The organism is Micromonospora sp. NBRC 107095 (genome assembly GCF_030269705.1).
Taxonomy (GTDB): Bacteria; Actinomycetota; Actinomycetes; order Mycobacteriales; family Micromonosporaceae; genus Micromonospora; species Micromonospora parva.
The window spans coordinates 21,230-43,243 of the sequence record NZ_BSTU01000002.1; the positions used below are offsets into that span (position 1 = coordinate 21,230).

The 22,014-nt window shown below is 71.8% G+C and carries 24 protein-coding genes; 8 read left to right on the forward strand and 16 right to left on the reverse strand.

Annotation, left to right across the window (positions count from 1 at the left end; all coding sequences use genetic code 11):
• Positions 1 to 49: 49 nt before the first annotated feature.
• The 11 genes from QSK15_RS12375 to QSK15_RS12425 are packed head-to-tail and all read right to left on the reverse strand — an operon-like array spanning position 50 to position 10,785.
• On the reverse strand, positions 50 to 1,051 hold the full coding sequence (locus tag QSK15_RS12375; protein WP_285794404.1) for an amidohydrolase family protein: 1,002 nt from the start codon (positions 1,049 to 1,051) through the stop codon (positions 50 to 52).
• On the reverse strand, positions 1,051 to 1,575 hold the full coding sequence (locus QSK15_RS12380) for a 3-hydroxyanthranilate 3,4-dioxygenase (RefSeq protein ID WP_285794405.1): 525 nt from the start codon (positions 1,573 to 1,575) through the stop codon (positions 1,051 to 1,053). Before QSK15_RS12380 ends, QSK15_RS12375 begins: the two co-directional genes overlap by 1 nt.
• Positions 1,572 to 1,994 (reverse strand): RidA family protein, encoded by a 423-nt coding sequence (locus QSK15_RS12385; RefSeq protein ID WP_285794406.1) that lies wholly within the window; start codon positions 1,992 to 1,994, stop codon positions 1,572 to 1,574. The genes QSK15_RS12380 and QSK15_RS12385 overlap by 4 nt, the downstream gene beginning before the upstream one ends.
• A complete protein-coding gene (locus QSK15_RS12390; protein ID WP_285794407.1) occupies positions 1,991 to 2,764 on the reverse strand; it encodes a 2-keto-4-pentenoate hydratase in 774 nt (257 codons plus the stop codon). The genes QSK15_RS12385 and QSK15_RS12390 overlap by 4 nt, the downstream gene beginning before the upstream one ends.
• The gene (dmpG, locus tag QSK15_RS12395; protein ID WP_285794408.1) at positions 2,761 to 3,882 is read right to left on the reverse strand and encodes a 4-hydroxy-2-oxovalerate aldolase; all 1,122 of its coding nucleotides are present in this window, start codon (positions 3,880 to 3,882) and stop codon (positions 2,761 to 2,763) included. Before dmpG ends, QSK15_RS12390 begins: the two co-directional genes overlap by 4 nt.
• Positions 3,879 to 4,868, reverse strand: a complete 990-nt coding sequence (locus QSK15_RS12400; RefSeq protein WP_285794409.1) for an acetaldehyde dehydrogenase (acetylating) — start codon at positions 4,866 to 4,868, stop codon at positions 3,879 to 3,881. The genes dmpG and QSK15_RS12400 overlap by 4 nt, the downstream gene beginning before the upstream one ends.
• A complete protein-coding gene (locus QSK15_RS12405; protein WP_030333489.1) occupies positions 4,865 to 5,662 on the reverse strand; it encodes a 2-keto-4-pentenoate hydratase in 798 nt (265 codons plus the stop codon). Before QSK15_RS12405 ends, QSK15_RS12400 begins: the two co-directional genes overlap by 4 nt.
• Positions 5,663 to 5,682: 20 nt before the next feature.
• Entirely contained in the window at positions 5,683 to 7,164 is a 1,482-nt protein-coding gene (locus QSK15_RS12410; protein ID WP_285795094.1) for a 2-hydroxymuconic semialdehyde dehydrogenase, read from the reverse strand.
• Positions 7,165 to 7,187: 23 nt separating this feature from the next.
• Positions 7,188 to 8,525 (reverse strand): FAD-dependent oxidoreductase, encoded by a 1,338-nt coding sequence (locus QSK15_RS12415; protein WP_285794410.1) that lies wholly within the window; start codon positions 8,523 to 8,525, stop codon positions 7,188 to 7,190.
• The gene (kynU, locus tag QSK15_RS12420) at positions 8,522 to 9,862 is read right to left on the reverse strand and encodes a kynureninase (RefSeq protein ID WP_502889564.1); all 1,341 of its coding nucleotides are present in this window, start codon (positions 9,860 to 9,862) and stop codon (positions 8,522 to 8,524) included. Before kynU ends, QSK15_RS12415 begins: the two co-directional genes overlap by 4 nt.
• 20 nt (positions 9,863 to 9,882) lie before the next feature.
• Complete coding sequence (locus tag QSK15_RS12425; protein ID WP_285795095.1) at positions 9,883 to 10,785, reverse strand: tryptophan 2,3-dioxygenase; 903 nt, start codon at positions 10,783 to 10,785, stop codon at positions 9,883 to 9,885.
• A 148-nt stretch (positions 10,786 to 10,933) separates the two neighbouring features.
• On the opposite strand from QSK15_RS12425, the gene QSK15_RS12430 reads away from it, so the two are divergent.
• The 3 genes from QSK15_RS12430 (at position 10,934) to QSK15_RS12440 (ending at position 12,880) form a co-directional block, all read left to right on the forward strand.
• Positions 10,934 to 11,398 (forward strand): Lrp/AsnC family transcriptional regulator, encoded by a 465-nt coding sequence (locus QSK15_RS12430; RefSeq protein ID WP_285794412.1) that lies wholly within the window; start codon positions 10,934 to 10,936, stop codon positions 11,396 to 11,398.
• 105 nt (positions 11,399 to 11,503) lie between these two features.
• Positions 11,504 to 12,028, forward strand: a complete 525-nt coding sequence (locus tag QSK15_RS12435) for a hypothetical protein (protein WP_285794413.1) — start codon at positions 11,504 to 11,506, stop codon at positions 12,026 to 12,028.
• A 12-nt stretch (positions 12,029 to 12,040) separates the two neighbouring features.
• Positions 12,041 to 12,880: a class F sortase gene (locus QSK15_RS12440; RefSeq protein ID WP_502889565.1), complete on the forward strand. Its 840-nt coding sequence runs from the start codon at positions 12,041 to 12,043 to the stop codon at positions 12,878 to 12,880.
• Here QSK15_RS12440 and QSK15_RS12445 read toward each other — a convergent pair.
• Positions 12,823 to 13,554 carry a TioE family transcriptional regulator gene (locus tag QSK15_RS12445; RefSeq protein WP_285794414.1) on the reverse strand — a complete coding sequence of 244 codons (732 nt, stop codon included), beginning with the start codon at positions 13,552 to 13,554 and terminating at the stop codon, positions 12,823 to 12,825. The two genes, QSK15_RS12440 and QSK15_RS12445, sit on opposite strands and share 58 nt — an antisense overlap.
• Positions 13,555 to 13,650: 96 nt before the next feature.
• On the opposite strand from QSK15_RS12445, the gene QSK15_RS12450 reads away from it, so the two are divergent.
• Positions 13,651 to 15,246 (forward strand): DUF6194 family protein, encoded by a 1,596-nt coding sequence (locus QSK15_RS12450; protein WP_285794415.1) that lies wholly within the window; start codon positions 13,651 to 13,653, stop codon positions 15,244 to 15,246.
• Between the two features lie 15 nt (positions 15,247 to 15,261).
• Here the strand turns inward: QSK15_RS12450 and QSK15_RS12455 are convergent, their stop codons facing one another.
• Positions 15,262 to 15,798 carry an HNH endonuclease gene (locus tag QSK15_RS12455; protein ID WP_030333470.1) on the reverse strand — a complete coding sequence of 179 codons (537 nt, stop codon included), beginning with the start codon at positions 15,796 to 15,798 and terminating at the stop codon, positions 15,262 to 15,264.
• Positions 15,799 to 16,066: 268 nt separating this feature from the next.
• Here QSK15_RS12455 and QSK15_RS12460 point away from each other — a divergent pair, with 268 nt between their 5' ends.
• The 4 genes from QSK15_RS12460 (at position 16,067) to QSK15_RS12475 (ending at position 20,084) form a co-directional block, all read left to right on the forward strand.
• On the forward strand, positions 16,067 to 16,876 hold the full coding sequence (locus tag QSK15_RS12460; RefSeq protein WP_285794416.1) for a hypothetical protein: 810 nt from the start codon (positions 16,067 to 16,069) through the stop codon (positions 16,874 to 16,876).
• A 44-nt stretch (positions 16,877 to 16,920) separates the two neighbouring features.
• Positions 16,921 to 17,913, forward strand: coding sequence for a mechanosensitive ion channel family protein (locus QSK15_RS12465; RefSeq protein WP_483414219.1), 993 nt, complete (start codon positions 16,921 to 16,923; stop codon positions 17,911 to 17,913).
• Between the two features lie 232 nt (positions 17,914 to 18,145).
• Positions 18,146 to 19,534 carry an MFS transporter gene (locus tag QSK15_RS12470; protein ID WP_285795097.1) on the forward strand — a complete coding sequence of 463 codons (1,389 nt, stop codon included), beginning with the start codon at positions 18,146 to 18,148 and terminating at the stop codon, positions 19,532 to 19,534.
• 160 nt (positions 19,535 to 19,694) lie between these two features.
• Complete coding sequence (locus QSK15_RS12475) at positions 19,695 to 20,084, forward strand: globin (protein ID WP_285795098.1); 390 nt, start codon at positions 19,695 to 19,697, stop codon at positions 20,082 to 20,084.
• A gap of 21 nt (positions 20,085 to 20,105) precedes the next feature.
• On the opposite strand, the gene QSK15_RS12480 is transcribed toward QSK15_RS12475, so the two are convergent.
• The 3 genes from QSK15_RS12480 to QSK15_RS12490 form a co-directional block, all read right to left on the reverse strand.
• The gene (locus QSK15_RS12480; RefSeq protein WP_030333460.1) at positions 20,106 to 20,690 is read right to left on the reverse strand and encodes a type III secretion system chaperone family protein; all 585 of its coding nucleotides are present in this window, start codon (positions 20,688 to 20,690) and stop codon (positions 20,106 to 20,108) included.
• Between the two features lie 131 nt (positions 20,691 to 20,821).
• A complete protein-coding gene (locus QSK15_RS12485; RefSeq protein WP_285794417.1) occupies positions 20,822 to 21,559 on the reverse strand; it encodes a DUF8185 domain-containing protein in 738 nt (245 codons plus the stop codon).
• Positions 21,556 to 22,002, reverse strand: coding sequence for an acyl-CoA thioesterase (locus QSK15_RS12490; RefSeq protein ID WP_030333456.1), 447 nt, complete (start codon positions 22,000 to 22,002; stop codon positions 21,556 to 21,558). The genes QSK15_RS12485 and QSK15_RS12490 overlap by 4 nt, the downstream gene beginning before the upstream one ends.
• Between the last annotated feature and the right edge of the window lie 12 nt (positions 22,003 to 22,014).

Consider the following 22,014-nt stretch of genomic DNA (forward strand, 5'->3'; position numbering starts at 1 on the left):
TTGCGGCCCGGTCGGGAGCAGGGAACCGGGAGCCGGAAGCCGGGAGGTCTCAGCCGGACAGGAAGCGGCGGGCGTTGGCGGATCGGAGCTTGTCGCGCTGGGCGTCGGTGAGGAAGTCGGCCGCGTCGACAACCGCCCCGGCCGGCCGCTCACCCAGCGGGTACGGGTAGTCGCTGCCGACCAGCACCCGGTCCTCCCCCATGGTGTCCACCAACAGCCGCAACGCGGGCGGCGTGAAGACCACCGAGTCGACGCTGAACCGGTCGACGTAGCTGCTGGGCGGGGCGACGGACGCGCCCCGGACCAGGTCGCCCCGGCGGTGCCAGGCGTTGTCGGCGCGACCCAGCCAGAACGGGAAGCTGCCACCACCGTGCGCGAAGCAGATCCGCAGCGTCTGCGGCACCCGGTCGAAGACCCCGCCGAGGATCATCGCCAGCACCGACAGGTGCGTCTCGGCGGGCATCCCGGTGAGCCACCGGGCCATCCAGCGGTCCAGTCGCGGCCCGCCCGGCATGTCCCACGGGTGGACGAAGACCGGTGCGCCCACCTCGGCGCAGTGCGTCAGGAAGGTGACCACGCCGGCGTCGTCCAGGTCGCGGTCGCCGACGTGGTTGCCGATCTCCACGCCGACGTGCCCGGCCGCCAGACTGCGATCCAACTCCGCGCAGGCGGCGTCCGGGTCCTGCAACGGCACCTGGCAGAACGGCACCAGCCGGTCACCGCCGGCCGCGGTGACCTCCAGGGTCAGGTCGTTGAAGATCCGGGCGACCTTGACCGCCTGGTCGGCCGGGCGGTCGTAGCTGAAGAAGACCGGGGTGGGCGAGACCACCTGCACGGCCACTCCGTCGGCGTCCATGTCGGCCAGTCGCGTCGACGCGTCCCAGCACGCGGCGCCGACCGGGCGGAACTCCGTCTCCCCCACCATGATCATGGCGGCCCGCTCGGAGTCCACCCGCAACCACGGCCAGCCGGACCCGCCGCACGCCGCGCCGAGGTCCGGCCACCCCTTCGGTACGACGTGCGTGTGCACGTCGACAACGCCTGCGGGCATCAGCCCTTGCCCGGGTGCAGGGTGCCGCAGTTGGCGCAGGTGCGCGCCGCCTCGTCGGCGTAGAACGCCTGGAACACCGGGGGCAGGTCGGCGGCGATGTCGCGGACCTGCAACTCCACCTCGTGCACCTTGTTGCCGCACTCCGGGCAGTACCACTGGAACCTCTCCAGCGTGCCCTCCTCACGAACCCGTTCCACGACCACACCGATCGAGCCGGCCTCCGGGCGCTGCGGCGAGTGCGGGGTGTTGCGCGGCAGCATCCACATCTGACCCTCGCGCACGTGCACCGTACGCGGCCCCTCGGGAGTGACCAGATTGATGTGCATGTTGCCCTTGACCTGGTAGAAGAACTCCTCGTACGGGTCCACGTGGAAGTCGGTGCGCTGATTCGGACCGCCCACCACCATCACGATGAAGTCGTCCCCGCCGGGGAACATCTCCTTGTTGCCCACCGGGGGCTTCAACAGGTGCTGGTTGTCGGCGATCCAGCCCGGAAAGCTGAACGGCTCGGCGATCTCACTCACGACTGACCTCCCGAGGGAAGAAGGGCCACGGCCTGGATTTCGATCAGCAGGTGCGGGTGCGGCAGCTGGTGCACCGCCACCGTGGTACGGGTCGGTCCGGACGCGTCGAAGAACTCCGCCCACACCTCGTTGTAGCCACCGAAGTCATTCATGTTGACCAGGTACGTCGTCACCTGGACGAGGTCGGTGAGATCCGCGCCGACCGAGCGCAGCAGATCGCCGATGTTCTCGATCACGGCCCGCGTCTGCACCCGGATGTCGAGGTTCGTGGTGCCGAACTCGTCCACCGAGACGCCCGCGAAGCTGTTGTCCGGCCGCCGGGACGACGTACCGGAGACGAAGACGAACCCACCCGCCACCTTGACGTGCGGAAACGCCCCCCGAGGAACCGCCTTCCCCGCGACGACCCGAGCGGTCACGACGACGCCCGCAAGGACGCCGTGCCGAGCTTCTCCACGACCGCGCGGACATGGGCACCGGGACGCAACGGCACCGCGGCGGTCGCGGCACCGGCCAGGAAGACCCACCCCGACTCCAGCCGCACCCCGTGCCCGCCCGCCAGCCGGATGCCCTCGTCGAGCGCCCGACGCGGGTCACCGAGGATCGCGGCCGTCGAGCCGACCTGCGCCACCCGTCCGTCGACCTCCAGCAGCACGCCGAGGTTGTCCAGCCCCGCCGGTACCGGCGACCACGGCCCGATCACGAAGGCGGCGGCGGAGGTGTTGTCAGCGATCACGTCCGGCAGGGAGAAGCGGAAGTCCGCGTACCGGGAGTCGATCAACTCGATGGCCGGGGCGACAGCGCGGACCGCCGTGGCGAAGTCGCCGACCGGCTCGCCCGGCTCGGGCAGCCGGTCCAGCAGGAACGCCACCTCCGGCTCGACGCGGGGATGGATGTACGCGGCCGGGTCCACGGCGCCGCCGTCGGGCACCCGCATCGCGTTGGTGAGCCGCCCCCAGATCACCTCGTCCACGCCGACCTGCGCCATCTTCGCCCTGCTGGTCAGCCCCATCTTCAACCCGACCAACCGCTCACCGGCGTTCAGCCGGCGGTGCAGCAGCGCGGCCTGCACGGCGTACGCGGTGTCCACGTCGAGGCCGGTCTCGGCGGCGAGCTGCGGGATCGGGGTGGCCGTGTCGGCCGCCGCACCCAGCTTCTCGGCGATCCCGGCGATGTCCGGTCCGATCATGCTGCGCCACCCTTCGTTTGCGGCTGCGGGCCTCGCAGACCCGGCTCGCTCCTCGTGCTCACAGCCTCCTGGCCGGCCAGGTCGAGTGCGACGTCGACGATCATGTCCTCCTGGCCGCCGACCATCCGGCGGCGGCCCAGCTCGACCAGGATCGACCGGACGTCCACGCCGTACTTCGCCGACGCCCGTTCGGCGTGCCGCAGGAAGCTGGAATAGACCCCCGCGTACCCCAGGGAGAGCGTTTCCCGGTCCACCTGGACCGGCCGGTCCTGCAGCGGGCGGACGATGTCGTCGGCCGCGTCCATCAGCGCGAACACGTCGCAGCCGTGCTTCCAGCCGTGCAGCTCGGCGACCGCGACGAAGACCTCCAACGGGGCGTTTCCGGCGCCCGCGCCCATGCCGGCGAGGGAGGCGTCGACCCGGACGGTCCGACCGTGAGCCGCGTCGGGGCCGATCGGCGCGGAGCCGGTGACCCGCCCGTGCTCGACGGCGAGCACGCTGTTGGCCACCCCGAGCGACAGGTTGTGGTGGGCGTGGATGCCGATCTGCGTGTCCGGGGCGAGGACCTGCCGGTACGCGTCGACCCGCTGCGCCACGTCGGACATCAGCAGCCGGCCGCCGGAGTCGGTGACGTAGACGCAGTGCGCCCCGTACGACTCCATCAGCTTCGCCTGACCGGCCAACCCGGCCGGATCGTTCATGTGCGACATCATCAGGAACCCGGCCACGTCCATGCCGTTCTCCCGGGCCCAGGAGATGTGCTGGGCGGAGATGTCCGCCTCGGTGCAGTGGGTGGCGATCCGCACGCTGGTCACGCCCAGCGCCTTCGCCGCCTTCAGATCGGCGATCGTGCCGATGCCGGGCAGCAGCAGCGTGGTCAGCTTCGCGGTGGTCAGCACCTCGGCGGCGGCGGAGATCCACTCGGCGTCGCTGGCGGCACCGTGGCCGTAGTTGACGCTGGAACCGGCGAGCCCGTCACCGTGCGCCACCTCGATGGCGGCCACCCCGGCGGCGTCCAGCGCGGCGGCGATGGTGCGAACCTGGTCGACCGTGTACCGGTGGGCGATGGCGTGCATGCCGTCGCGCAATGTCACGTCCTGGATGTACAGGTCGGTCATGCCACCGCTCCCGTCGAACGCAGGGCGACCAGCCGCTCCGCCGTACGAAGCGCGGCGGAGGTCATGATGTCCAGGTTCCCGGCGTACGTGGGCAGGTAGTGCCCGGCACCCGCGACCTCCAGGAAGACCGACACCTGCAACGCGGTGATCTGTCGCCCGAGCGTCGGCACGTACGTCTCGACCCGGTCGAACTGCACGTCCTGCTTGAGCCGGTAGCCGGGGACGTACTCCTGCACCGCCGCCACCATCTCCGTCACCGAGGCGGCGATGGCGTCGGTGTCGGCGTCGGCGTCCGGGCAGAGGCAGTAGACGGTGTCGCGCATCAGCAGCGGTGGGTCCGCCGGGTTCAGCACGATGATCGCCTTGCCCCGTTCGGCCCCGCCCACCACCTCGATGGCCCGGGCCGTGGTCTCGGTGAACTCGTCGATGTTGGCGCGGGTGCCCGGCCCGGCGGACTTCGACGCGATCGAGGCGACGATCTCCCCGTACGCCACCGGCGTGACCCGGCGTACCGCGGCGACGATCGGCACCGTGGCCTGCCCGCCGCAGGTCACCATGTTGACGTTCGGTTCGTGCAGGTGCTCGTCGAGGTTGACCGGCGGCACCACGTACGGGCCGAGCGCGGCCGGGGTCAGGTCGACCACCGTGCGCCCGTGCGCGCGCAGCACCTCGTCGTGGTGTCGGTGCGCGCCGGCCGAGGTGGCGTCGAACACCACCTCGACGTCGGCGAACTCGGGCATCGCGACCAGCCCGTCCACCCCGTCGGCGGTGGTGGCCACGCCCAGTCGACGGGCGCGCGCCAGGCCGTCGGAGGCCGGGTCGATCCCGGCCATCGCCACCATCCGCAGGCTCGCCGGGGAGGGCGGGGAACCCAGCGGGGCGGTGTCCCGCAGCGACCCGTCAGCCGCACTGCCGCGCCGCAACACCTTGATCATCAGGTCGGTTCCGATGTTGCCGGAACCGAGCACCGCCACACCGACGCTCATGCCGAACCTTCCCTGCTGAAAGAGGTACGCACCGAGCCGAGCCCGGAGATGCGGGCCTCGTACGCGGCCCCCGGGGTGACCGGCACCATCGGACCGAGCGCCCCGGAGAGCACCACGTCCCCGGCGCGCAGCGGGTCGCCGGCGCGGGCGAGGGTGCCGGCCAGCCACTGCAGGGCGTGCAACGGATTGCCCAGGCAGGCCGCGCCCGCACCGACCGAGACCGGCTCACCGGCGTGTTCCAGCACCATTCCGCACAGCCGCAGGTCGACGTCGGCGAGCCGGCGCGGCGTGGTGCCGAGCACGAAGAGCCCGCTGGAGGCGTTGTCGGCGACGGTGTCCACGATGGAGATGTCCCAGGCGGCGATCCGTGAGTCGACGATCTCGATCGCCGGCAGCACGTGGTCGACCGCGCGGATCAGGTCGACGGTGGTGAGCTGCGGGTTCGGGAGGTCCTTGTCGAGCACGAAGGCGATCTCCGCCTCGACGCGGGGCTGGAGCAGCCGGTCGATGGGCACCTCGACCCCGTCGCCGACCGCCATCGCGTCGGTCAGCATGCCGAAGTCCGGCTGGAACACCCCGAAGGTCTCCTGCACCGCCCGGGAGGTCAACCCGATCTTCGCGCCGACCCGGCGTTCTCCGCGACCCTGCCAGGCCCGCGCCTGCAACTGCTGCACCCGGTACGCGGACTCCACGTCGCCCTCCGGCAGCAGCCGGCCCCGCAACGGCGCGCACGGCTTGCCGGTGCTGCGGGCGTCGGCCAACTCCCGGTTGGCCGCCTCGATGTCAGCTTCCATGCCCGCTCCCTCGCTTCGGCTCACGACAGGTCCACGCAGACGTTGGTGAGTTCGGAGTAGAAGTTCAGCGAGTGCACCCCGCCCTCCCGACCGATACCGGACGCCTTCACCCCGCCGAACGGGGTGCGCAGATCCCGCAGGAACCAGGTGTTCACCCAGACGATGCCGGCGTCCAGCCGGGCCCCGGCCCGGTGCGCCACGCCCACGTCCCGGGTCCACACGGTCGCCGCCAGGCCGTACTCGGTGCCGTTGGCGAGGGCGTACGCCTCGTCCTCGGTGTCGAACGGCGCGACGTGCACCACCGGGCCGAAGATCTCCTCCCGGTTGGTGCGGGCGTCCGGGGCGAGCCCGGTGAGCACCGTCGGCTGCACGTACGACCCGCCGTCGCGGGCGTCGCCGAAGGTGGGCGTGCCGCCACCGGTGAGCACCTCGGCGCCCTCGGCGCGGGCCAGCTCGTACGCGCCGAGCACCTTCGCCCGGTGCTGGTGGGAGATCAGCGGCATGGTGGCGGTGGCCTCGTCGGTCGGCCAGCCGTACGCCAGCTCGCCGGCCCGCTTCGCCAGCCGGGCGGTGAACTCCTCGAAGACCGGGCGCTGCACGTAGATGCGCTCGGTGCAGAGGCACACCTGCCCGCCGTTGGTGAAGCTGGACCGCACCGAGCCGGCCACCGCGGCGTCCAGGTCGGCGTCGGCGAAGACCAGGCCGGCGTTCTTGCCACCCAGCTCGAAGCTGACCGCCTTCACACCGTCGGCAGCGGCCCGCATGATCGCGCCGCCGGTGGCCGACTCGCCGGTGAAGGTGATCGCGTCGACCCCCGGGTGGCGGGTGAGATGTTCACCGGCCGAACCCGGCCCGAAGCCGTGCACCAGGTTGAACACCCCGGCCGGCACCCCGGCCGCGGCCATCACCTCGGCGAGCAGCGTCGCCGAGGCGGGAGTCTCCTCGCTGGGCTTGACCACCACCGCGTTGCCGCAGGCCAGCGCCGGAGCCACCTTCCAGGTGAGCAGCAGCAGCGGCAGGTTCCACGGCACGATGACCGCGACCACACCGACCGGCTTGCGCAGCGCGTAGTTGAGCGCCCGGCCGCCGGTCGGGGTGACGGTGGTGAACGACTCGGTGGGCGCGGTCGCCACGATCTCCGCGAACGCCCGGAAGTTCGCCGCACCGCGCGGAATGTCCAACGTGCGGGCCTGGGCTATGGACTTGCCGGTGTCGGCGACCTCGGCGGTGACCAGGTCGTCGAAGCGGCGCTCCAGCTCGTCGGCGACGCGGCGCAGCACCTCGGCGCGTTCACGCTCCCCCATCCGACCCCACGGCCCCCGCAGTGCGGCCCGAGCAGCGGCCACCGCGTCGTCCACGGTGGATGCCGACGCCTCGTCGACCTCGAAGACCTGCTCCCCGGTGACCGGACTGGCCTTGGCAAACGTCGTTGCGCCGTCGACGAACTCGCCGGCGACGAAGTTGCGCAACCGGTGCGGGCCACTTGGCGCGTGGCCGGCCATCAGTCGTGGATCCCAGGTGCCGGTCATGCGCGCCTCCCTCGGTTCAGTGCCGCACCGATCGCGCCGACCAGCAGCAGCGCGGCCCCGCCGACGACCGCCCCGAGCACCCGGTGCTGTCGGCGCACCCGGCGGCGCACCTCGGCGTACGGGGTGGTGGAGAACGACACCAGCTCGTACTGGGAAACGTACCGGCCGGGCAGGACCCGTTCCAGTGCGTGCTCCACCCGCCGCCGGGTCTGGAACACCGGGGAAGCGACCTTGTCCCGCATCTCCACGAAGTTGGTGAGCGCCATCGTCGCGATGGCCTCGGCGTTCTCCTGCCGGCGCCGCTGGAACAGCGGCAACGCCGCCAACCAGTCGTCGGCGCACTCGTCCAGGCAGCGGTCCAGCTCCACCACGTCCTCGAAGGCGCAGTTGGCGCCCTGGCCGTAGAACGGCACGATGGCGTGCGCCGCGTCGCCGAGCAGGCCGACCTTCCCGTTGACCTGCCAGGGGGTGCAGCGCACCGTGCCGAGCACGCCCACCGGGTTGTGCTGGTAGTCGTCGACGAGGTTCGGGGCCAACGGGACCACGTCCGGGTAGTGCTCGGTGAAGTGCCGTTCGATCTCCGCCGGGCTGGTCAGCGAGGCGAAGCTGCCGGCACCGTCGTTGGGCCAGAACAGCGTGCAGGTGAAGGAGCGGTCCGGATTCGGCAGCGCGATCATCATCGAGGTGCCGCGCGGCCAGATGTGCAACGCGTCCGGGTCCAGGGCGAAGTCCCCGCCCAGCGGCGGGATCGTCAGCTCCTTGTAGCCGTAGTCGAGGAAGTCGACGCTCTCATCGAGCAACCCGTACGCCAGCAGTTGCCCGCGCACCGCGGAGCCGGCGCCGTCGGCACCCAGCACCACCGACGCCTTCGCCGCGACCGGACCCTGCGGGGTCTCGAAGCTCAGGGTGCCGTCGACCGGGTCGAGCCCGACCAGCCGGTGGTCGAAGACGACCCGTACCCCGGGCAGCGCGGCGGCCTCGTCCAGCAGGGCGTTGTTCAGCGCGCCCCGGCTGATCGAGTTGATCGCCCGGTCGCCGGCCGCGCTGTAGGACTGGAACTGCTGCTCACCCTCGACCGGGTGGATCATCCGGCCGCGCATCGGCAGCGCGTCGGTCATCACCTGCTCGGCCAGCCCGATCCGGCGCAACGCGTCCAGGCCGCGCTCGGAGAGCGCCAGGTTGATCGAGCGACCCCGCTCGGCGACACCGGCCCGCGGGTCGGGGCGACGCTCGTAGAGGGCCACCGGGTAGCCCCGCCGGGCCAGGAAGCAGGCCGCCAGACAGCCGGCCAGGCCGGCACCGATGATCGCGACCTCGTCGCGCCGCGCGGTCACGGGTTCACCTGCCCGACCGTCGCGGCCAGCGCGGACGCGGCCCGCCAACAGTCCAGGTACGTGGAGTAGAGCGGCACCGGGGCGAACCGGACGACGTCCGGTTCACGGGCGTCGGCGATGACCCCGTGCTCGTACCGGAGGCGTTTCGTCAGCTCGGCGGCGCTGCCGGAACCGATGCGCACGGAGAGCTGGCAGCCCCGGCGGGCCGGGTCGCGGGGGGTGACCACCCGCAGCGGCCGGCCCACGGTCACCTGGTCGAACAGCGACTCCAGCCAGCCGGTGAGGCGCTGGCTGCGCGCGCGCAACGCGGTCATCCCCACCGCGTCGAACAGCTCCAGCGAGGTACGCACCGGACCCATCGCGAAGATCGGCGGGTTGGAGATCTGCCAGGCCTCCACAGTGGCCGGTGGCCGGGACACCGGCGTCATCTCGAACCGGGTCGCCGCCGCGGTGCTCCACCACCCCTCGAAGCGGGGCAGGCTGTCGTCGCCGAGGTTCCGCTCGTGCACGAAGACACCAGCCAGGGCACCCGGGCCGGAGTTCAGGTACTTGTAGGAGCACCACGCGGCGAAGTCGACATCCCAGTCGTGCAGGGCCAGCGGCACGTTCCCGACGGCGTGGGCCAGATCCCAACCGACCACCGCGCCGGCGGCCCGGCCGGCGGCCGTGATCGCCGGGATGTCCAGCAGTTCGCCGGTGAGGTAGTTGACGCCGCCGAGCAGCACCAGCGCCACCCGGTCACCCTCGGCGGCCAGGTAGTCGGTCACATCCTCGGTGCGCAGGGCGTCCTCACCGTCGCGCGGACGCAACCGGACCACCGTGTCGTCCGGGTCCAGGCCGTGGAACCGGGCCTGGCTGCGCACCGCGTAGCTGTCCGAGGGGAAGGCCGCGTCCTCGATGACGATGCGGGTGCGCGCGCCGGCCGGGCGGTAGAAACTCACCATCAGCAGGTGCAGGTTGACGGTGAGCGAGTTCATCACCACGGCCTCCGCCGGGCGGGCGCCGACCAGTCGGGCGGCCGGGCCGGTCAACAACTCGTGGTACGGCAGCCAGGCGCGCTCCGCCTCCAGGTGCCCCTCCACGCCGAGCCGCCCCCAGGCGTCCAGGTCGGCCAGGAGTTCGTCACGGGTGGCCCGAGGCTGCAGGCCGAGCGAGTTGCCGGCCAGGTACGCCGACTCGGGGTGCTCGCCCCCGTCGGCCGGCGGCACGTGGAACAGGTGCCGGTGGCCGGGGTCGGCCTCGTCGCGGCGATGCGCTTCCGCCTCGCCAGCGGCGAGGCCCAACGCTCCCGCCTCGCCAGCGGCGAGGCCCAGCGGCTCAACGTCAGGGGTCGTCATTGTCTGTTCTCGCTCTCCGGTCACATCGCGGTGCGGGCCGACCACAGCTCCGGGAAGACCACCCGGGCCATACTGCGTTGCAACCACGCCAGGCCGGCGGAGCCTCCGCTGCCGACCTTGGCGCCCATTGTCCGCTGCACCGCCTTGACGTGATTCCAGCGCCAGTCGCCGAACTCCTCGGCGACCGCGCTCAGCGCCTCACCGAGCAGCCGCAGGTGGTTGTCCGGGCCGGCGTCGTCGTAGATCCGTACCCAGGCCGCCTCGACCGACGGCTGCGGGTCGTGCTCGACGGCCACGTCCCGGTCGAGCAGGTCGGCGGGGAGGTCGAAACCGTGGCGGGCGAGCAGCGCGAGCACGTCGTCCCAGAGGCTGGGGGCGGCCAGCGCGGCGCTCAGCGCGGCGTGCACCTCGGCCTGCCGGCGGAACGGGCGGATCAGCGTCGGGTCGCGCAACCCGAGCAGGAACTCCAACTGCCGGTACATCGCCGACTGGAAGCCGGAGGCTTCGCCGAGCAGGTTGCGGAACCGGTTGAAGTCGGCCGGGCTCATCCAGCGCAGACCCTGCCAGGCGGCGTTGAGCCCTTCCAGGTGCAGCTTGGCTCGGCCCAGCGGGGCCAACGCCTCCCAGACCTGGTCGGCGCGGATCAGCCGCTGGGTCTCTCGCAGTTCGTGGCAGGTCAGCCCGAAGTACAGCTCCATGATCTGACTGACCATCAGGAAGGACATTTCGCCGGGGTCGTCGCTGAGCGGGTGCTGCATCTTGTGCAGGGCGCTGGCCTGCACGTACGCGTCGTACGGCACCATGTCGGCGAACTCCAACGTCGGCTCGCCACCGGTGCGCTCCGCCTGCGCGGCACGCTGCCCGGGGGTCACCGGCTGCACCGCGGCACGGCGGTTCGTCGCCCGCCGCTCCGTCTGATCCACCATCTCGTCTCCCTCCCCCGGACTAGCCGACGCCATGATCTCGCGGTCGGATCGGCCTGCGGAATGCCAAATCAACGGCTCTCGCCGCCTTCTCCTGGCGAACCAAAGGCAACTAGGCGAAGTCAGTTCACGAAAGTAAGGTCTGAGCGTGGACGACATGGACTGGGCGCTGCTGCGCGAGTTGCAGGCCGACGCGCGGCTCTCCTTCAGCGAGTTGTCCCGGCGGGTGCACCTGTCGCCGCCGTCGGTAGCGGAGCGGGTCCGCCGGCTGGAGGAGTCCGGGGTCATCACCGGCTACCACGCCCATGTCGACCTGACCCGCGCCGGGCGAACAGTGGTGGCGTTGATCCGGATGTCCTGTTACGGAACGCGGTGCATCCTGCACGACCCGGCGGTGGCCGGCTGGCCGGAGATCCTGGAGATCCACCGGATCACCGGGGACGCGTGCAGCGTGCTGAAGGTGGCGGCCGGCTCGATCGGCGCGTTCGAGGGGGTCATCGACCGTCTCGCCCCGTACGGCCAACCGTCGAGCACGATGGTCCTTTCCTCCCCGCTGAACTGGCAGCCCGTGGCCCCCCTGGCCACCCCCAACCCCACCCCCCGCCCGCGCTGACCCCCTGCACCCCGCCCGCCTGCGGGTTTGCACCTGCGCCAACGGGAAAGCAGCGCGCGTGCCCAGGGGAGGGTTCCGGCGGTCGTCGCCGGTTGGGGGGAAATCATGCAGGGAATCCGCACGATCAACCGCACGCTCTCGTCGGTACTGACACTGGTGGGGCTGGTCGGGGCGTTCGTCCTGTTGTCGGTCGCACCGGCTCGGGCCGGCGAGAACGTCTTCGTCGAGGTGACACCGAACAGCGCCCAGGCCGGTAGCCGGGTCAGCATCAAGGCAAGCTGCGACAACGACAACAACAACCGCCAGTCCAATGTGCACTCGGACGCGTTCGGAAACGTGATGCTCAAACCGGACAGGGGTTTCCTGACCGGACAGGTGACCATTCCGCGTGACAAGGCGGCCGGTGACTACCCGGTCGACCTGCGCTGCGAGAACGGCCAGACCTCGTCGACCACGCTGACCGTGCTGAACATGGCCTCACCCAGCAAGGGGCCGGCGACCGGAGGCGGCGGAATGGCCGGCGGTCGCGGCACGGGCTCGTTGCTGGTGCTCGGTGGCGTCGCCTTGGTGGCCACCGCGATCGGGCTCGGGATGGCCGGCGGCCGACGTCGATCGGGAGCCGGCTCCTGAGCCGGATCACCAATGACCCGCAGATCCGCGCGTGCGCGGCCGGACCGCCGCGCCCGCCTCCGGGCCGGGCCGGCGCTGCGCGCGTCCGGTCGGCTGGTGGCGCGCGTCTCCGGGCGGCTGCGTCGGGTCGCCGGGCAGGCCGTCTCGGCAAGTGTCGCCACCACCGATCCGGCCGCCCGCCCGCTGCCGCCACGGCGTCCGGTCGGGCCGCCGTCGGCCCGACACCGTTTCGGTACGAGCCCCGGGTTGCCGGTGCTGGCCATCGGAGCGCTGATGGTGCTGATCGTGGCGATGCTCGGCGTCGAGCAGGTGACCGGGATAAGCCTGCTGCCGGACCGGCTCAGCGCCGGCCTGCGACCACCGCCGAAGAAGTTCCCGGTGCTGCCGGCCAGCCAGCCGACCAGCCTCGCCATCGAGGAGATCGGTGTGCAGGCGCCGGTGCACGCCGTGGGCATCGCCCCGGACGGCACGATCGCCGTGCCGGACGCGGGCCGCGCCCAGGAGGCCGGGTGGTACGACCAGGGGCCCACCCCGGGCCAGTACGGTCCCGCCGTGATCGTCGGGCACGTCGACACCACCAGCGGCCCGGCGGTCTTCCACAAACTCCGCGAGCTGCGTTCCGGTGACGAAATCGAGGTCACCCGCACCGATCAGCGGGTGGCGGTGTTCGAGGTGAACTCGGTGGAGAAGTTCGACAAGGGCCGACTGCCGGTGGACGAGGTGTACGGGGACTTCAGCCGCCCGAGCCTGCGACTGATCACCTGTGGCGGGCAGTGGGTCGGCGGCGAGACCGGCTACGCGGACAACGTGGTTGTCTTCGCCTCGCTGGTCAAGGCACGTTCCGGCGGCTGAGCAGCGTCGAGGTAGTCGGCCAGCCGGGCGGCAGCGGTGAGCATGGCCCGGCCCCGCTCGGTGAGCCGCTGCCGCCACTGGCCCAACGACGCGGCGAGCGGTTCCGCGCCGCCCGCGTCGCGCACCCGACGCAGCACGTCGGCGATGTGGTCGAGCCGGTACCCGCCCCGGCGCAGCAGGTGAGCCAGTTCGGCGTCGCGGACGTCGTCAGCCGAGTAGACGCGGTAGCCGGTCGCCGGGTCACGCACCGGCCGCAGAATCCCGGCCCGCTCCCACTTGCGGAGCGTGGCCGGTCGTACGCCGAGCCGGTGTGCCAGCACGCTGATCGGCAGAGCCTTGCGGCTCTGCGGCTGCGGCCGCGCTCCGGTGAGCGTCGCCACCGCCGCCTCGACCGCGTCCAGGGTTTCCCGATCGCGCTGGAGCAGGGCATGACCCTGGTCGATGCCGCGCAACGCCGTGTCGATCTCACCCCGGTTGGCGGCCCGCATGATCTCGCCGCTGACCGGATAGCCGTGGCCCACGATCAACGCGAGGTAGGCGCTGAGGGCCTTGGCGTGCAGCTCGGTGAAGCGACGGTAGCCGTTCGGGGTGCGCTGGGCCGGCGGAAGGACCCCGTCGCGTTCGTAGTTGCGCACGGCCTGCGTGGAGAGGCCGTGGGCACGCGCGAGATCCACCGGTCGGCGTACACCCGGATTTGAAGGTTTTGTGGCTGTCACCGTGCCCTGCCGCTCGTAGGTCTCAATCGCTGGTTCAACGATACGGTTCATGGAATGGCATCTTTTCTCGACCTGCTGGCGGCATCCCCGGACCTGCTCGCGCTCGGTGAACCGACGCACGGTGAATCCGCCTTCCTGCAACTGCGCAACGAGGCCTTCCTGTCGCTGGCGGAGCACGGCTACCGCTCGATCGCCCTGGAGAGCGACCGGGCGGCCGGGCTGATCGCCGACGAGTTCGTGCGGGGCGTCGCCGACGTGACGCTCGACCGTGCGCTCGCCGAAGGGTTCAGCCACGGGTTCGGCGCGTACCCGGCCAACCGCGACCTGCTGCTGCGGATGCGGGAGTGGAACGCCGGACGGCCGGACGCGGAGCGCCTGACGTTCCACGGCTTCGACGCCCCGGTCGAGCTGGGGAGCGCGCCGAGCCCACGCCACCACCTCCACCAGGTCTGCCACTTCGTCGGCGTGGACCGGTCCGCCGAGATCGACGACCTGATCGGGGACGAGGCGCGGTGGAGTGACCCGGCCGCAATCTGGGAGCCGGGCCGTTCGATCGGGCGCTCGGTCGACGCGCAGCGTCTGCGGGTTGTCGCCGACGACCTGCTGACCGAGTTGTACCTACGGGCACCGGGCAGGTCCGAGGGCTGGCCGGCGGCGTACGTGCACGCCACAGCGGCAGTGGGGTTGCTGCGCTACCACGCCGCAGCCGCCACCCCGGTGGCGCAGGAGGAACGTTTCAACCGCCTGGCCGCGGTCCGGGACGCGCTGATGGCCGAGAACCTGCTGGCGATCCGGGCCGTCGAGGCCCATCGCGGACCCACACTGGCCTTCGCGCACAACGCGCACCTGCAACGCCACCAGAGCACGATGAGGCTCGCCGAGAAGCAGGTGACGTGGGCCGGCGCCGGTGCGATCGTCGCGGCGCTGCTGGGTGACCGGTACGCGGTGATCGCCGGCAGCCTCGGCGCGAGCCCGGCGCTCGGCATCGGAGCGCCCGCCGCCTCGACCTACGAGGGCAGACTCCAGCAGCAGAGCGGCGTGCCCCGGTACCTGCCGGCGGCCGACATCGGCCCGGCCGAGCGGCGGACGCACGACTACCGCTACTTCCCGCTGGACCAGGCCACGATCGACCACGCCGACGTGGTCCTGCACATCCCGACCGGTGTCGACGCGGCCACGCTCGCCGATCGGATCGTCGCGCTGCCCGACGTCGAGCAGGTCGTGGCGAGTGAGGAGAACGGATCACCCGAGGCGGCGTGGGGCGACCGGTTCTTCCACGTGGGCACCGACCGCCGCCAGCCGTTCGCCACCATCGTCGAGCACGACGTGCCCGGCTTCGACGAGGCCGCACAGCTCGACCGCCCCGGCGTCTTCCGCCTCAACCTGGACCTCGGCCGGGCCGAGTTCGAGCGGCTGTTCGGCTTCCCGCCCAAGGAGTTCGAGGAGCACCGGCACGAGTTCGACTTCGCCCGTCTGGACACCCTCGCGCCGCACCCGGGCTACGCACTGTACGGGTTCGCCAGCGTCGTCATGCCCGGCCCGCACCTGCTGCCCGAGATCGACAGGCTGCTCGCGGTCGCGCACCGCCGCGCTGTCGACCGCCACGAACGCGCCACCCGCCGGGCAACCCACCCGCAGTCCGGAGCCTGACCACGCCCCTCGACGTCAGGCGGCGGCCTCGGGCTCCCGCAGGTCCAGCCAGTCGGCCCAGCGGGGGTCGGGGGCGCGGTGCCCGAGGACCCGCCAGGCGGTGCCCTTCGGGGCGGCCGGCAACGCGTGTAACCGCCACCCCATCTCGGCCGGGGTCTTGTCGCCCTTGGTGTGGTTGCACCTGGCGCACGCGGCGACCACGTTCTCCCAGGCGTGCCGGCCGCCCCGGCTGCGCGGGAAGACGTGGTCGATGGTCTCGGCCGGACCCCGGCAGTAGGCGCACCGCCACCCGTCCCGGGCGAAGATCGCCCGCCGGGACAGCCCGACATGCGTGCGGTACGGCACCCGGACGAAGCGCGTCAGTCGGACCACCGATGGCACCGGGAGCGCGTCCCGGGCGCTGTGCAGGATGCCGTCACCATCGGCGACGCAGACCGCCTTGGCGGAGAGGACGAGGATCGCGGCGCGACGCACCGACACGACACACAGCGGCTCGTAGGTGGCGTTGAGGACCAGCGCGCCGGAGCCCACCGTGGGTCGTATGTCAGGCATCGCGCTCACCCTCCCGGTTCAGCGGCTGCTGGGGACCGCCGTCGACCGGGGCCGGGCACAACGGCCCACACGGTCGACGCCGGGCCGATCACCGACGTCCGTTGCGCCAATAGTCCCTGATCGGACCCCGGATTGCACGTACTAATCTCTCTTCTGGTAAGCGGATCACCCACGCCGGGACGGGTGGCTCGGTTTACGGCGCTTCGGAGCCCTGTCTCGACCGATCGGCCAGCAGCTCCAGTTGCCATCGACTCCTATGGTCACTGGCATGATCGACAAGCTTTCCGCTGCGACAGTGCGCCACCGGCACGTACTCCTGGCGCTCGGGCTTGTCCTTGCCTGCGTGAACGCCGTCGCCCCGGGTTCCACCGTGGGGACCCGTCTCTTGCTGCTGCTGTCCCTGGCGGCGCTGGTCCTGTCGGTGGTCCTCATGGGGGTCCGTCCGGCCTACTTCGTGGTGCGGCCGCAGGTTCCGGCCTTCGCCGCCCCTGGTCCCGCCTGGATGGTGTTCTTCGCCCTGGGCTACCTCGGGCCCGCGTCGCTCTGCCTCAGCGCGCTGATGCGCTCGACCAGGCAGGGCACGCTGTCGGCGTTCGACCTGGTCTTCAATCTTCTCTGGTTGGTCCTGGCCGCGTTGGTGATCACGCGGGCGTGGCGGGGTCAGGGGGTACGACTGCATCCGTCCGGGGTACGGCAGACCTGGGCCCTGGGCTCGCTCACCGTGCCGTGGGATGCCCTGGTGGCCCCGCAGATCCCATCGGCCGCCGACCGCCGCCAGTGGCTCCCGATGCGGATCACGGACCCGCACCTGGTCCGGCGACGCGGCATCCCGCGCAGCCGGGGGGGCGTTGCGGACGGACACCGTCGACGCGGCATTCCTCGCCGCGGCGATCGGGCACTACGTCGCGCACCCCGAACACCGGGCGGCGATCGGCAGTCACGCCGAGTACGAACGGCTGCGCGCCGAGTTGCCAGCGAGAGGGTGAGCAACGACCGGCAGGCAAGCCTGCCGGTGGGGTCACCGGCCGGTGGGTCGGCGGCGGGCGCTCGGGCTCCTTACGGTACGAAGACAGGGTGAGTGCCGCCAGCGTGACGCCCCTAGCCCTGTCCGACGCCGTCTCGGTGAGCTGCCAGGGCAGCACCTCCTGCGAGTGGATCTACCGGATCACCGGGTCCGGCTGGTTCGCCGAGGGGAGCTACTGGATCCTGCTCAAACCGCTTCGGGTGCTGCTGATCCTGGCGCTGGCGATGGTGGCCCGGTGGGCGCTGCACCGGACGATCAACCGCCTGGTCCGGACGACCACCGACGGCGCGGTGCCGACCATGCTGCGGCCCCTGCGCGAGCGGGTGCCCACCGCAGCGGCCGACCCGGCCGAGTTCGTCCCCGAGCGACGACGGCAGCGGGCCGAGGCGATCGGGTCGGTGCTGCGCAGCCTGACCACCGCGTTCGTCTTCGGCATCGCGCTGCTGATGATCCTGCGCGAGTTCAGCTTCGACCTGGCTCCGCTGCTGGCCAGCGCGGGGATCGCCGGCGTCGCGCTGGGCTTCGGCGCGCAGAGTCTGGTGAAGGATCTGATAGCCGGCCTCTTCATGCTGATCGAGGACCAGTACGGCGTGGGCGACAACGTCGACCTGGGCGAGGCGATGGGTGTGGTCGAGTCGGTCGGCCTGCGGGTCACCACAGTGCGCGACGGCCGTGGCGTGCTCTGGTACATCCGCAACGGCGAGATCATCCGGGTGGGCAACAAGAGCCAGGGCTGGGCCCTCGTGGTGGTGGACCTGCCGATCGGCTTCAACAGCACCGAGGAGGCCACCGCGGTGCTGCGGACCGCTGCCGCCTCGGTCGCGATGGACCCGGAGCTGTCGCCGGAGATCGTGGAGGCACCCGAGGTGCTGGGGGTCGAGCAGGTGACGGTGGATGGCGCGGTCATCCGCACAGTGGTGAAGACGACCGCGGACGGGCAGTTCGCCGTGGGTCGGGAGTTGCGTCGGCGGCTCGCGGAGGCGCTGGAGAATTCGGGGATCACCGCGCAGATCGCGGCGGCCCGCATCTACCCCGGTCTCTCGACCCGGCCGCTTTCGGACGGTGAGACTGGTCAGGGCGGCGCCACCTGATCCGGCGACATCGTCCTGCGATTCAGGGGTCGCGAGCCGGCCGGCCCCTCGGGTATCGTCCGTTCGTTCAGTCGGGGAGGCGACGAACGACCCGTTCGACCTAGCCAGTTGTCAGACGATCGGGCAGAATCCGGAACACGCGTTCCCACCAAAGCGTGATCACATCCTCGCTGATCCGTAGATCTGACGAGAGCTTCCGGCCGTGCTGCCACGAGCGGCCAAGCCGGGGCCGATGGAGGCGACGGTGCCTAACGAGCGACCTTCCGTGGAAGGCCCGGCAACCTTTCGCGAAGTGTTCTCCCAGCGCGAGTTCCGGGCCGTGTTCGTGGCGAGCGCGCTCTCCTGGGTCGGCGACTACGTAGCGAAGGCCGCCGTCACCCTGCTCGTCTTCCAGCAGACCCGGTCCGTCGCGCTCTCCGCGGCCGCCTTCGCCGTCAGCTTCCTGCCCTGGCTGCTCGGCGGCCCGGTGCTCGCCGCACTCGCGGAGCGGTACCCGTACCGGCGGGTGATGGTGGCGTGCGACCTCATCCGGATGGCGCTGATGCTGCTCATCGCCATTCCCGGCCTGCCGTACCAGGCGGTGCTGGTGCTCATCTTCGCCGCCACGTTGGCCAACCCACCGAGCCAGGCGGCGAAGTCCGCGCTGATCCCGCAGTTGCTCACCGGGGACCGACTGGTGCTGGGGCTGTCGCTGAACAGCAGCGTCGGGCAGGCCGCCCAGGTGGTGGGGTACGCCTTCGGCGCCGCTCTCGCCGCGATCACCCCGGAGGTGGCGCTGCTGTTCAACGCGGCCACGTTCGGTCTCTCGGCGCTGCTGGTGCGCCTGGGTGTGCGCGACCGCCCGGCGGTGATGAACCCGGCGCACCGCAGTCACCTGCTGCGCGAGACCCGCCAGGGGTTCGGCATCGTGTTCGGCACACCGGTGCTGCGGGCCATCGCGGTGCTGGTGTTCAGCGCGATGCTCTTCTCGATCGTTCCCGAGGGACTGGCTGCGGCCTGGGCCAACGACGAGAGTCGCGGCGCCGTCAGTGCGGGCACCGCCCAGGCAGCGATCATGATGGCGAACCCGATCGGTTTCATCCTCGGCGGGTTGCTGGTGAGTCGCCTGTTCGGGCCGGCCCGCCGGCTGAAGCTGATGCGGCCGCTCGCGGTGGTCGCCCCCTTGATGCTCGTGCCGGCCCTCCTCGACCCCCCGCCGTTGATGGTCGCGCTGCTCGCCGCGCTGTGCGGGTTCGCGGTCGCCGGCATGATGCCGATGGCCAACGGGTTGTTCGTGCAGGCGCTGCCGGACGGGTTCCGGGCCCGCGCCTTCGGCGTGATGGCCACCGGTGTGCAGGTCATCCAGGGTTTCGCGGTGCTGGTCACCGGGGTGCTCGCCGACCGGTTCCCGATCCCGATCGTGGTCGGGGTGTGGAGCGCGGCCGGGGTGGTGCTCATGGCGGTGGCCACGCTGCGCTGGCCGGACCGGCAGACGGTGGACGACGCGATCACCGCCGCCGCGAAGGCCAACGTGGAGCCGCCGGCCGCCGGGCCTGACGGCCCTCCCGGTGACCGCTTGCCGGGAGGCGCCACCGCTGACCCGCACGCCGGTGACGGCCACCGCCGGCACGCCGTCACCTGACCCGTCGCGCCGACGTCGACACGAGCGGGTCGGACGCGGCATCGGGGGCGTCGACCCGGCGTGATCCGACGCACGCCGTGCGGGTCAGGTCGGCCTGGGGCGCACCTGGCAGGATGGAACTGTGACTTCCGCAGGCGAATCCGACCGTCCCGGTGCGTCGATGACCCTCTTCGAGGCGGTCGGCGGCGAACCCACCTTCCGCAGGCTGGTCGACGAGTTCTACGCCGGTATCGCCACCGATCCCCTGCTGCGCCCCATGTACCCGGAGGAGGACCTGGGCCCGGCCGCGGACCGGATGACCCTGTTCCTGATGCAGTACTGGGGCGGGCCGAACACCTACTCCGCCCAGCGTGGGCACCCTCGGCTGCGGATGCGGCACGCGCCGTTCCGGATCGGCGCGGCCGAACGGGACGCCTGGCTGCGGAACATGCGCCGGGCCGTGGATCGACTCGACCTGGAGCCGGAGATCGCCACGACCCTCTGGGACTACCTGGAGCGGGCCGCGTACTTCATGGTCAACGTCGAGGACGACCCCGCCCACGGCGTCTGACCCGCCCGGCCCGCCGCACCGTCAGAGCAGCGCGCCCTCGTCGTGCAGCCAGTCCACGAAGCTGGTGGCGACCGCCGCGCCGCAGTCGAGCATCTCGACCAACAGCGCGTCGTGGGTGCCGGCACCGAGCGGCACCTGAAGCTCCGCGTAGATCGGCAGCTGACCGCGCTCGGTCGGGTCACCGATGTACGCCTTGCAGAACCGGCGGGTGTGGTTCCACTCGTTGACCACCCGGTACGCCCGGTCGGCCCAGTCCGGCGGGACCGTGGCGTGCGGACGTGCCCGCATGACGAGGATTTCGTCCTCGGGCCCTTCCAGGGTGACCAGCACGGCGTGCCGCTCCCACATCGCCAGCAGGTTGCCGTCGCCGTCGGCCAGGTAGCGCACGTCCAGCAGATCGAGCGCGTCACAGACCCGGCGCAGGCTCACCGGCTCGACGGTGGCGGGCATCTCGGTCAGCACTGGCCGCTCGTTGGACGGGCAGTCGTCCCCCGGCTGGCGAGGGCTGGGCGGACCAATCCGGACCGCACTGTCGACTGTGATCCCGCTTCGGGTTTCCGGATCGCCGCCGTCGGCGGGACCGGGGCGCCATGACCACCACGGCATCGCTCGCGCACCTCACTCCCCAGCGGATCCAGTCGCCTACGGTGCGTTGGATCCGAGGATGGACGGTACCCGGACAGCCGGGTTGAAGCACCCCCCCAACGACCGCCCCTGACCAGAAGAATGAACCGGGGTCATCCGTTCGGACGAGTGCTCAGGGGTGTCACGGCAAGATCCGTGGCCTTCTGCAACCACGCCGCTCCGTGCGGTCCCACCAGGCCGACCCAACGACCGGCCACCCGCACCTGAACGGTGTCCCCGCCCTCGCCGGCCGGCGAGCCGTCGGCGGCGCCGAGGAAGCCCATCCGGACCACCCCCTGCACCAGCCGCTGCGGCACCTCGACCGGCGCGGCGGGCGTCCCGTCCGGGGTGATCAGCACCGCCACGTGGTCGAGCAACGCGTCGCGCAGCGCCCGCTGGCCCACAGCCCGACCGGCGACACCCTGCTCGCTCGCCGTCCGCAGGGTGCCCGCCGCCGCGGCCGCGATCCGTCGCAGCTCGGCGACGGGCAGCACCTCCACCTGCTGGCTCCGCGCCGGCGGCAGCGGCCACCGCCACTGGGCGTCCCGCCGGGCCGGCAGGGCCGTACCACCGCGCTCCAGCTCGGCGAGCAGCTCCGCGGCGGCCACCGTGACGTCCTCGGCGGCACCGTCGGCCGGCCCGCCGGCAACGGTGCGGACAACCAGAACCTGCCACGGCAGCCGGGCCCACAGCGCGACCCGGCCGGGTGCGCCGGCCGGCCGCAGCCGGACCGGCGCGGCCGGGTCCAGTCGGACGAGCCGGGCCAGGAAGGCGCCCGCGTCGGCCACCCCGGCGACACCGTGCGTCGACGCCGCCACCCGGCCCGGCTCAGCGGTGCCCGGCCGGGTCACCCCACACCGCCCTGCGGTGCGTACGTGAGCAGGAAGTCCCGTTCCTCGGTGGTGATCCGCCGGGGCACCTGACGGGTCAGGTCGAACGGCACCAGCACGGAACGGGCCCGGCTGGCCAGCACGTCGCCGTCGTACAGCTCGTAGGCGACGGTGAACCGGGAGGCCCGGATCTCCTCCACCCACAACTCGATCCGTACGGTGGGCGCCGCCTCCGCGGTGGCCCGGCCGAGCGCGTAGTCGACCGGGCGCAGGTAGTCGACCTCGTGACGGCGGATCACCACCCCGTCGGCGAACGAGCCGACACCCCAGGCCCGCCCGCCGGCGAACATCAACGCCACCCGCGCCTCCTCGTACAGCGTGAGGAAGCGCGAGTTGTTGACGTGGCCGTACGCGTCCAGGTCGGACCAGCGCAGGGTGCAGTGGTAGACGAAGCGATCAGACACCGTCTCGGCCGG

Coding starts and splice junctions, on each gene's coding strand:
- QSK15_RS12460 (WP_285794416.1), top strand. CDS start 16,067: ATGATCGACAAGCTTTCCGCTGCGACAGTGCGCCACCGGCACGTACTC.
- QSK15_RS12375 (WP_285794404.1), bottom strand. CDS start 1,051: ATGCCCGCAGGCGTTGTCGACGTGCACACGCACGTCGTACCGAAGGGG.
- QSK15_RS12475 (WP_285795098.1), top strand. CDS start 19,695: ATGACCCTCTTCGAGGCGGTCGGCGGCGAACCCACCTTCCGCAGGCTG.
- QSK15_RS12390 (WP_285794407.1), bottom strand. CDS start 2,764: ATGATCGGACCGGACATCGCCGGGATCGCCGAGAAGCTGGGTGCGGCG.
- QSK15_RS12410 (WP_285795094.1), bottom strand. CDS start 7,164: ATGGCCGGCCACGCGCCAAGTGGCCCGCACCGGTTGCGCAACTTCGTC.
- QSK15_RS12450 (WP_285794415.1), top strand. CDS start 13,651: ATGGCATCTTTTCTCGACCTGCTGGCGGCATCCCCGGACCTGCTCGCG.
- dmpG (WP_285794408.1), bottom strand. CDS start 3,882: ATGACCGACCTGTACATCCAGGACGTGACATTGCGCGACGGCATGCAC.
- QSK15_RS12400 (WP_285794409.1), bottom strand. CDS start 4,868: ATGAGCGTCGGTGTGGCGGTGCTCGGTTCCGGCAACATCGGAACCGAC.
- QSK15_RS12435 (WP_285794413.1), top strand. CDS start 11,504: ATGCAGGGAATCCGCACGATCAACCGCACGCTCTCGTCGGTACTGACA.
- QSK15_RS12480 (WP_030333460.1), bottom strand. CDS start 20,690: ATGCCGTGGTGGTCATGGCGCCCCGGTCCCGCCGACGGCGGCGATCCG.
- QSK15_RS12455 (WP_030333470.1), bottom strand. CDS start 15,798: ATGCCTGACATACGACCCACGGTGGGCTCCGGCGCGCTGGTCCTCAAC.
- kynU (WP_502889564.1), bottom strand. CDS start 9,862: ATGACGACCCCTGACGTTGAGCCGCTGGGCCTCGCCGCTGGCGAGGCG.
- QSK15_RS12470 (WP_285795097.1), top strand. CDS start 18,146: ATGGAGGCGACGGTGCCTAACGAGCGACCTTCCGTGGAAGGCCCGGCA.
- QSK15_RS12405 (WP_030333489.1), bottom strand. CDS start 5,662: ATGGAAGCTGACATCGAGGCGGCCAACCGGGAGTTGGCCGACGCCCGC.
- QSK15_RS12440 (WP_502889565.1), top strand. CDS start 12,041: ATGACCCGCAGATCCGCGCGTGCGCGGCCGGACCGCCGCGCCCGCCTC.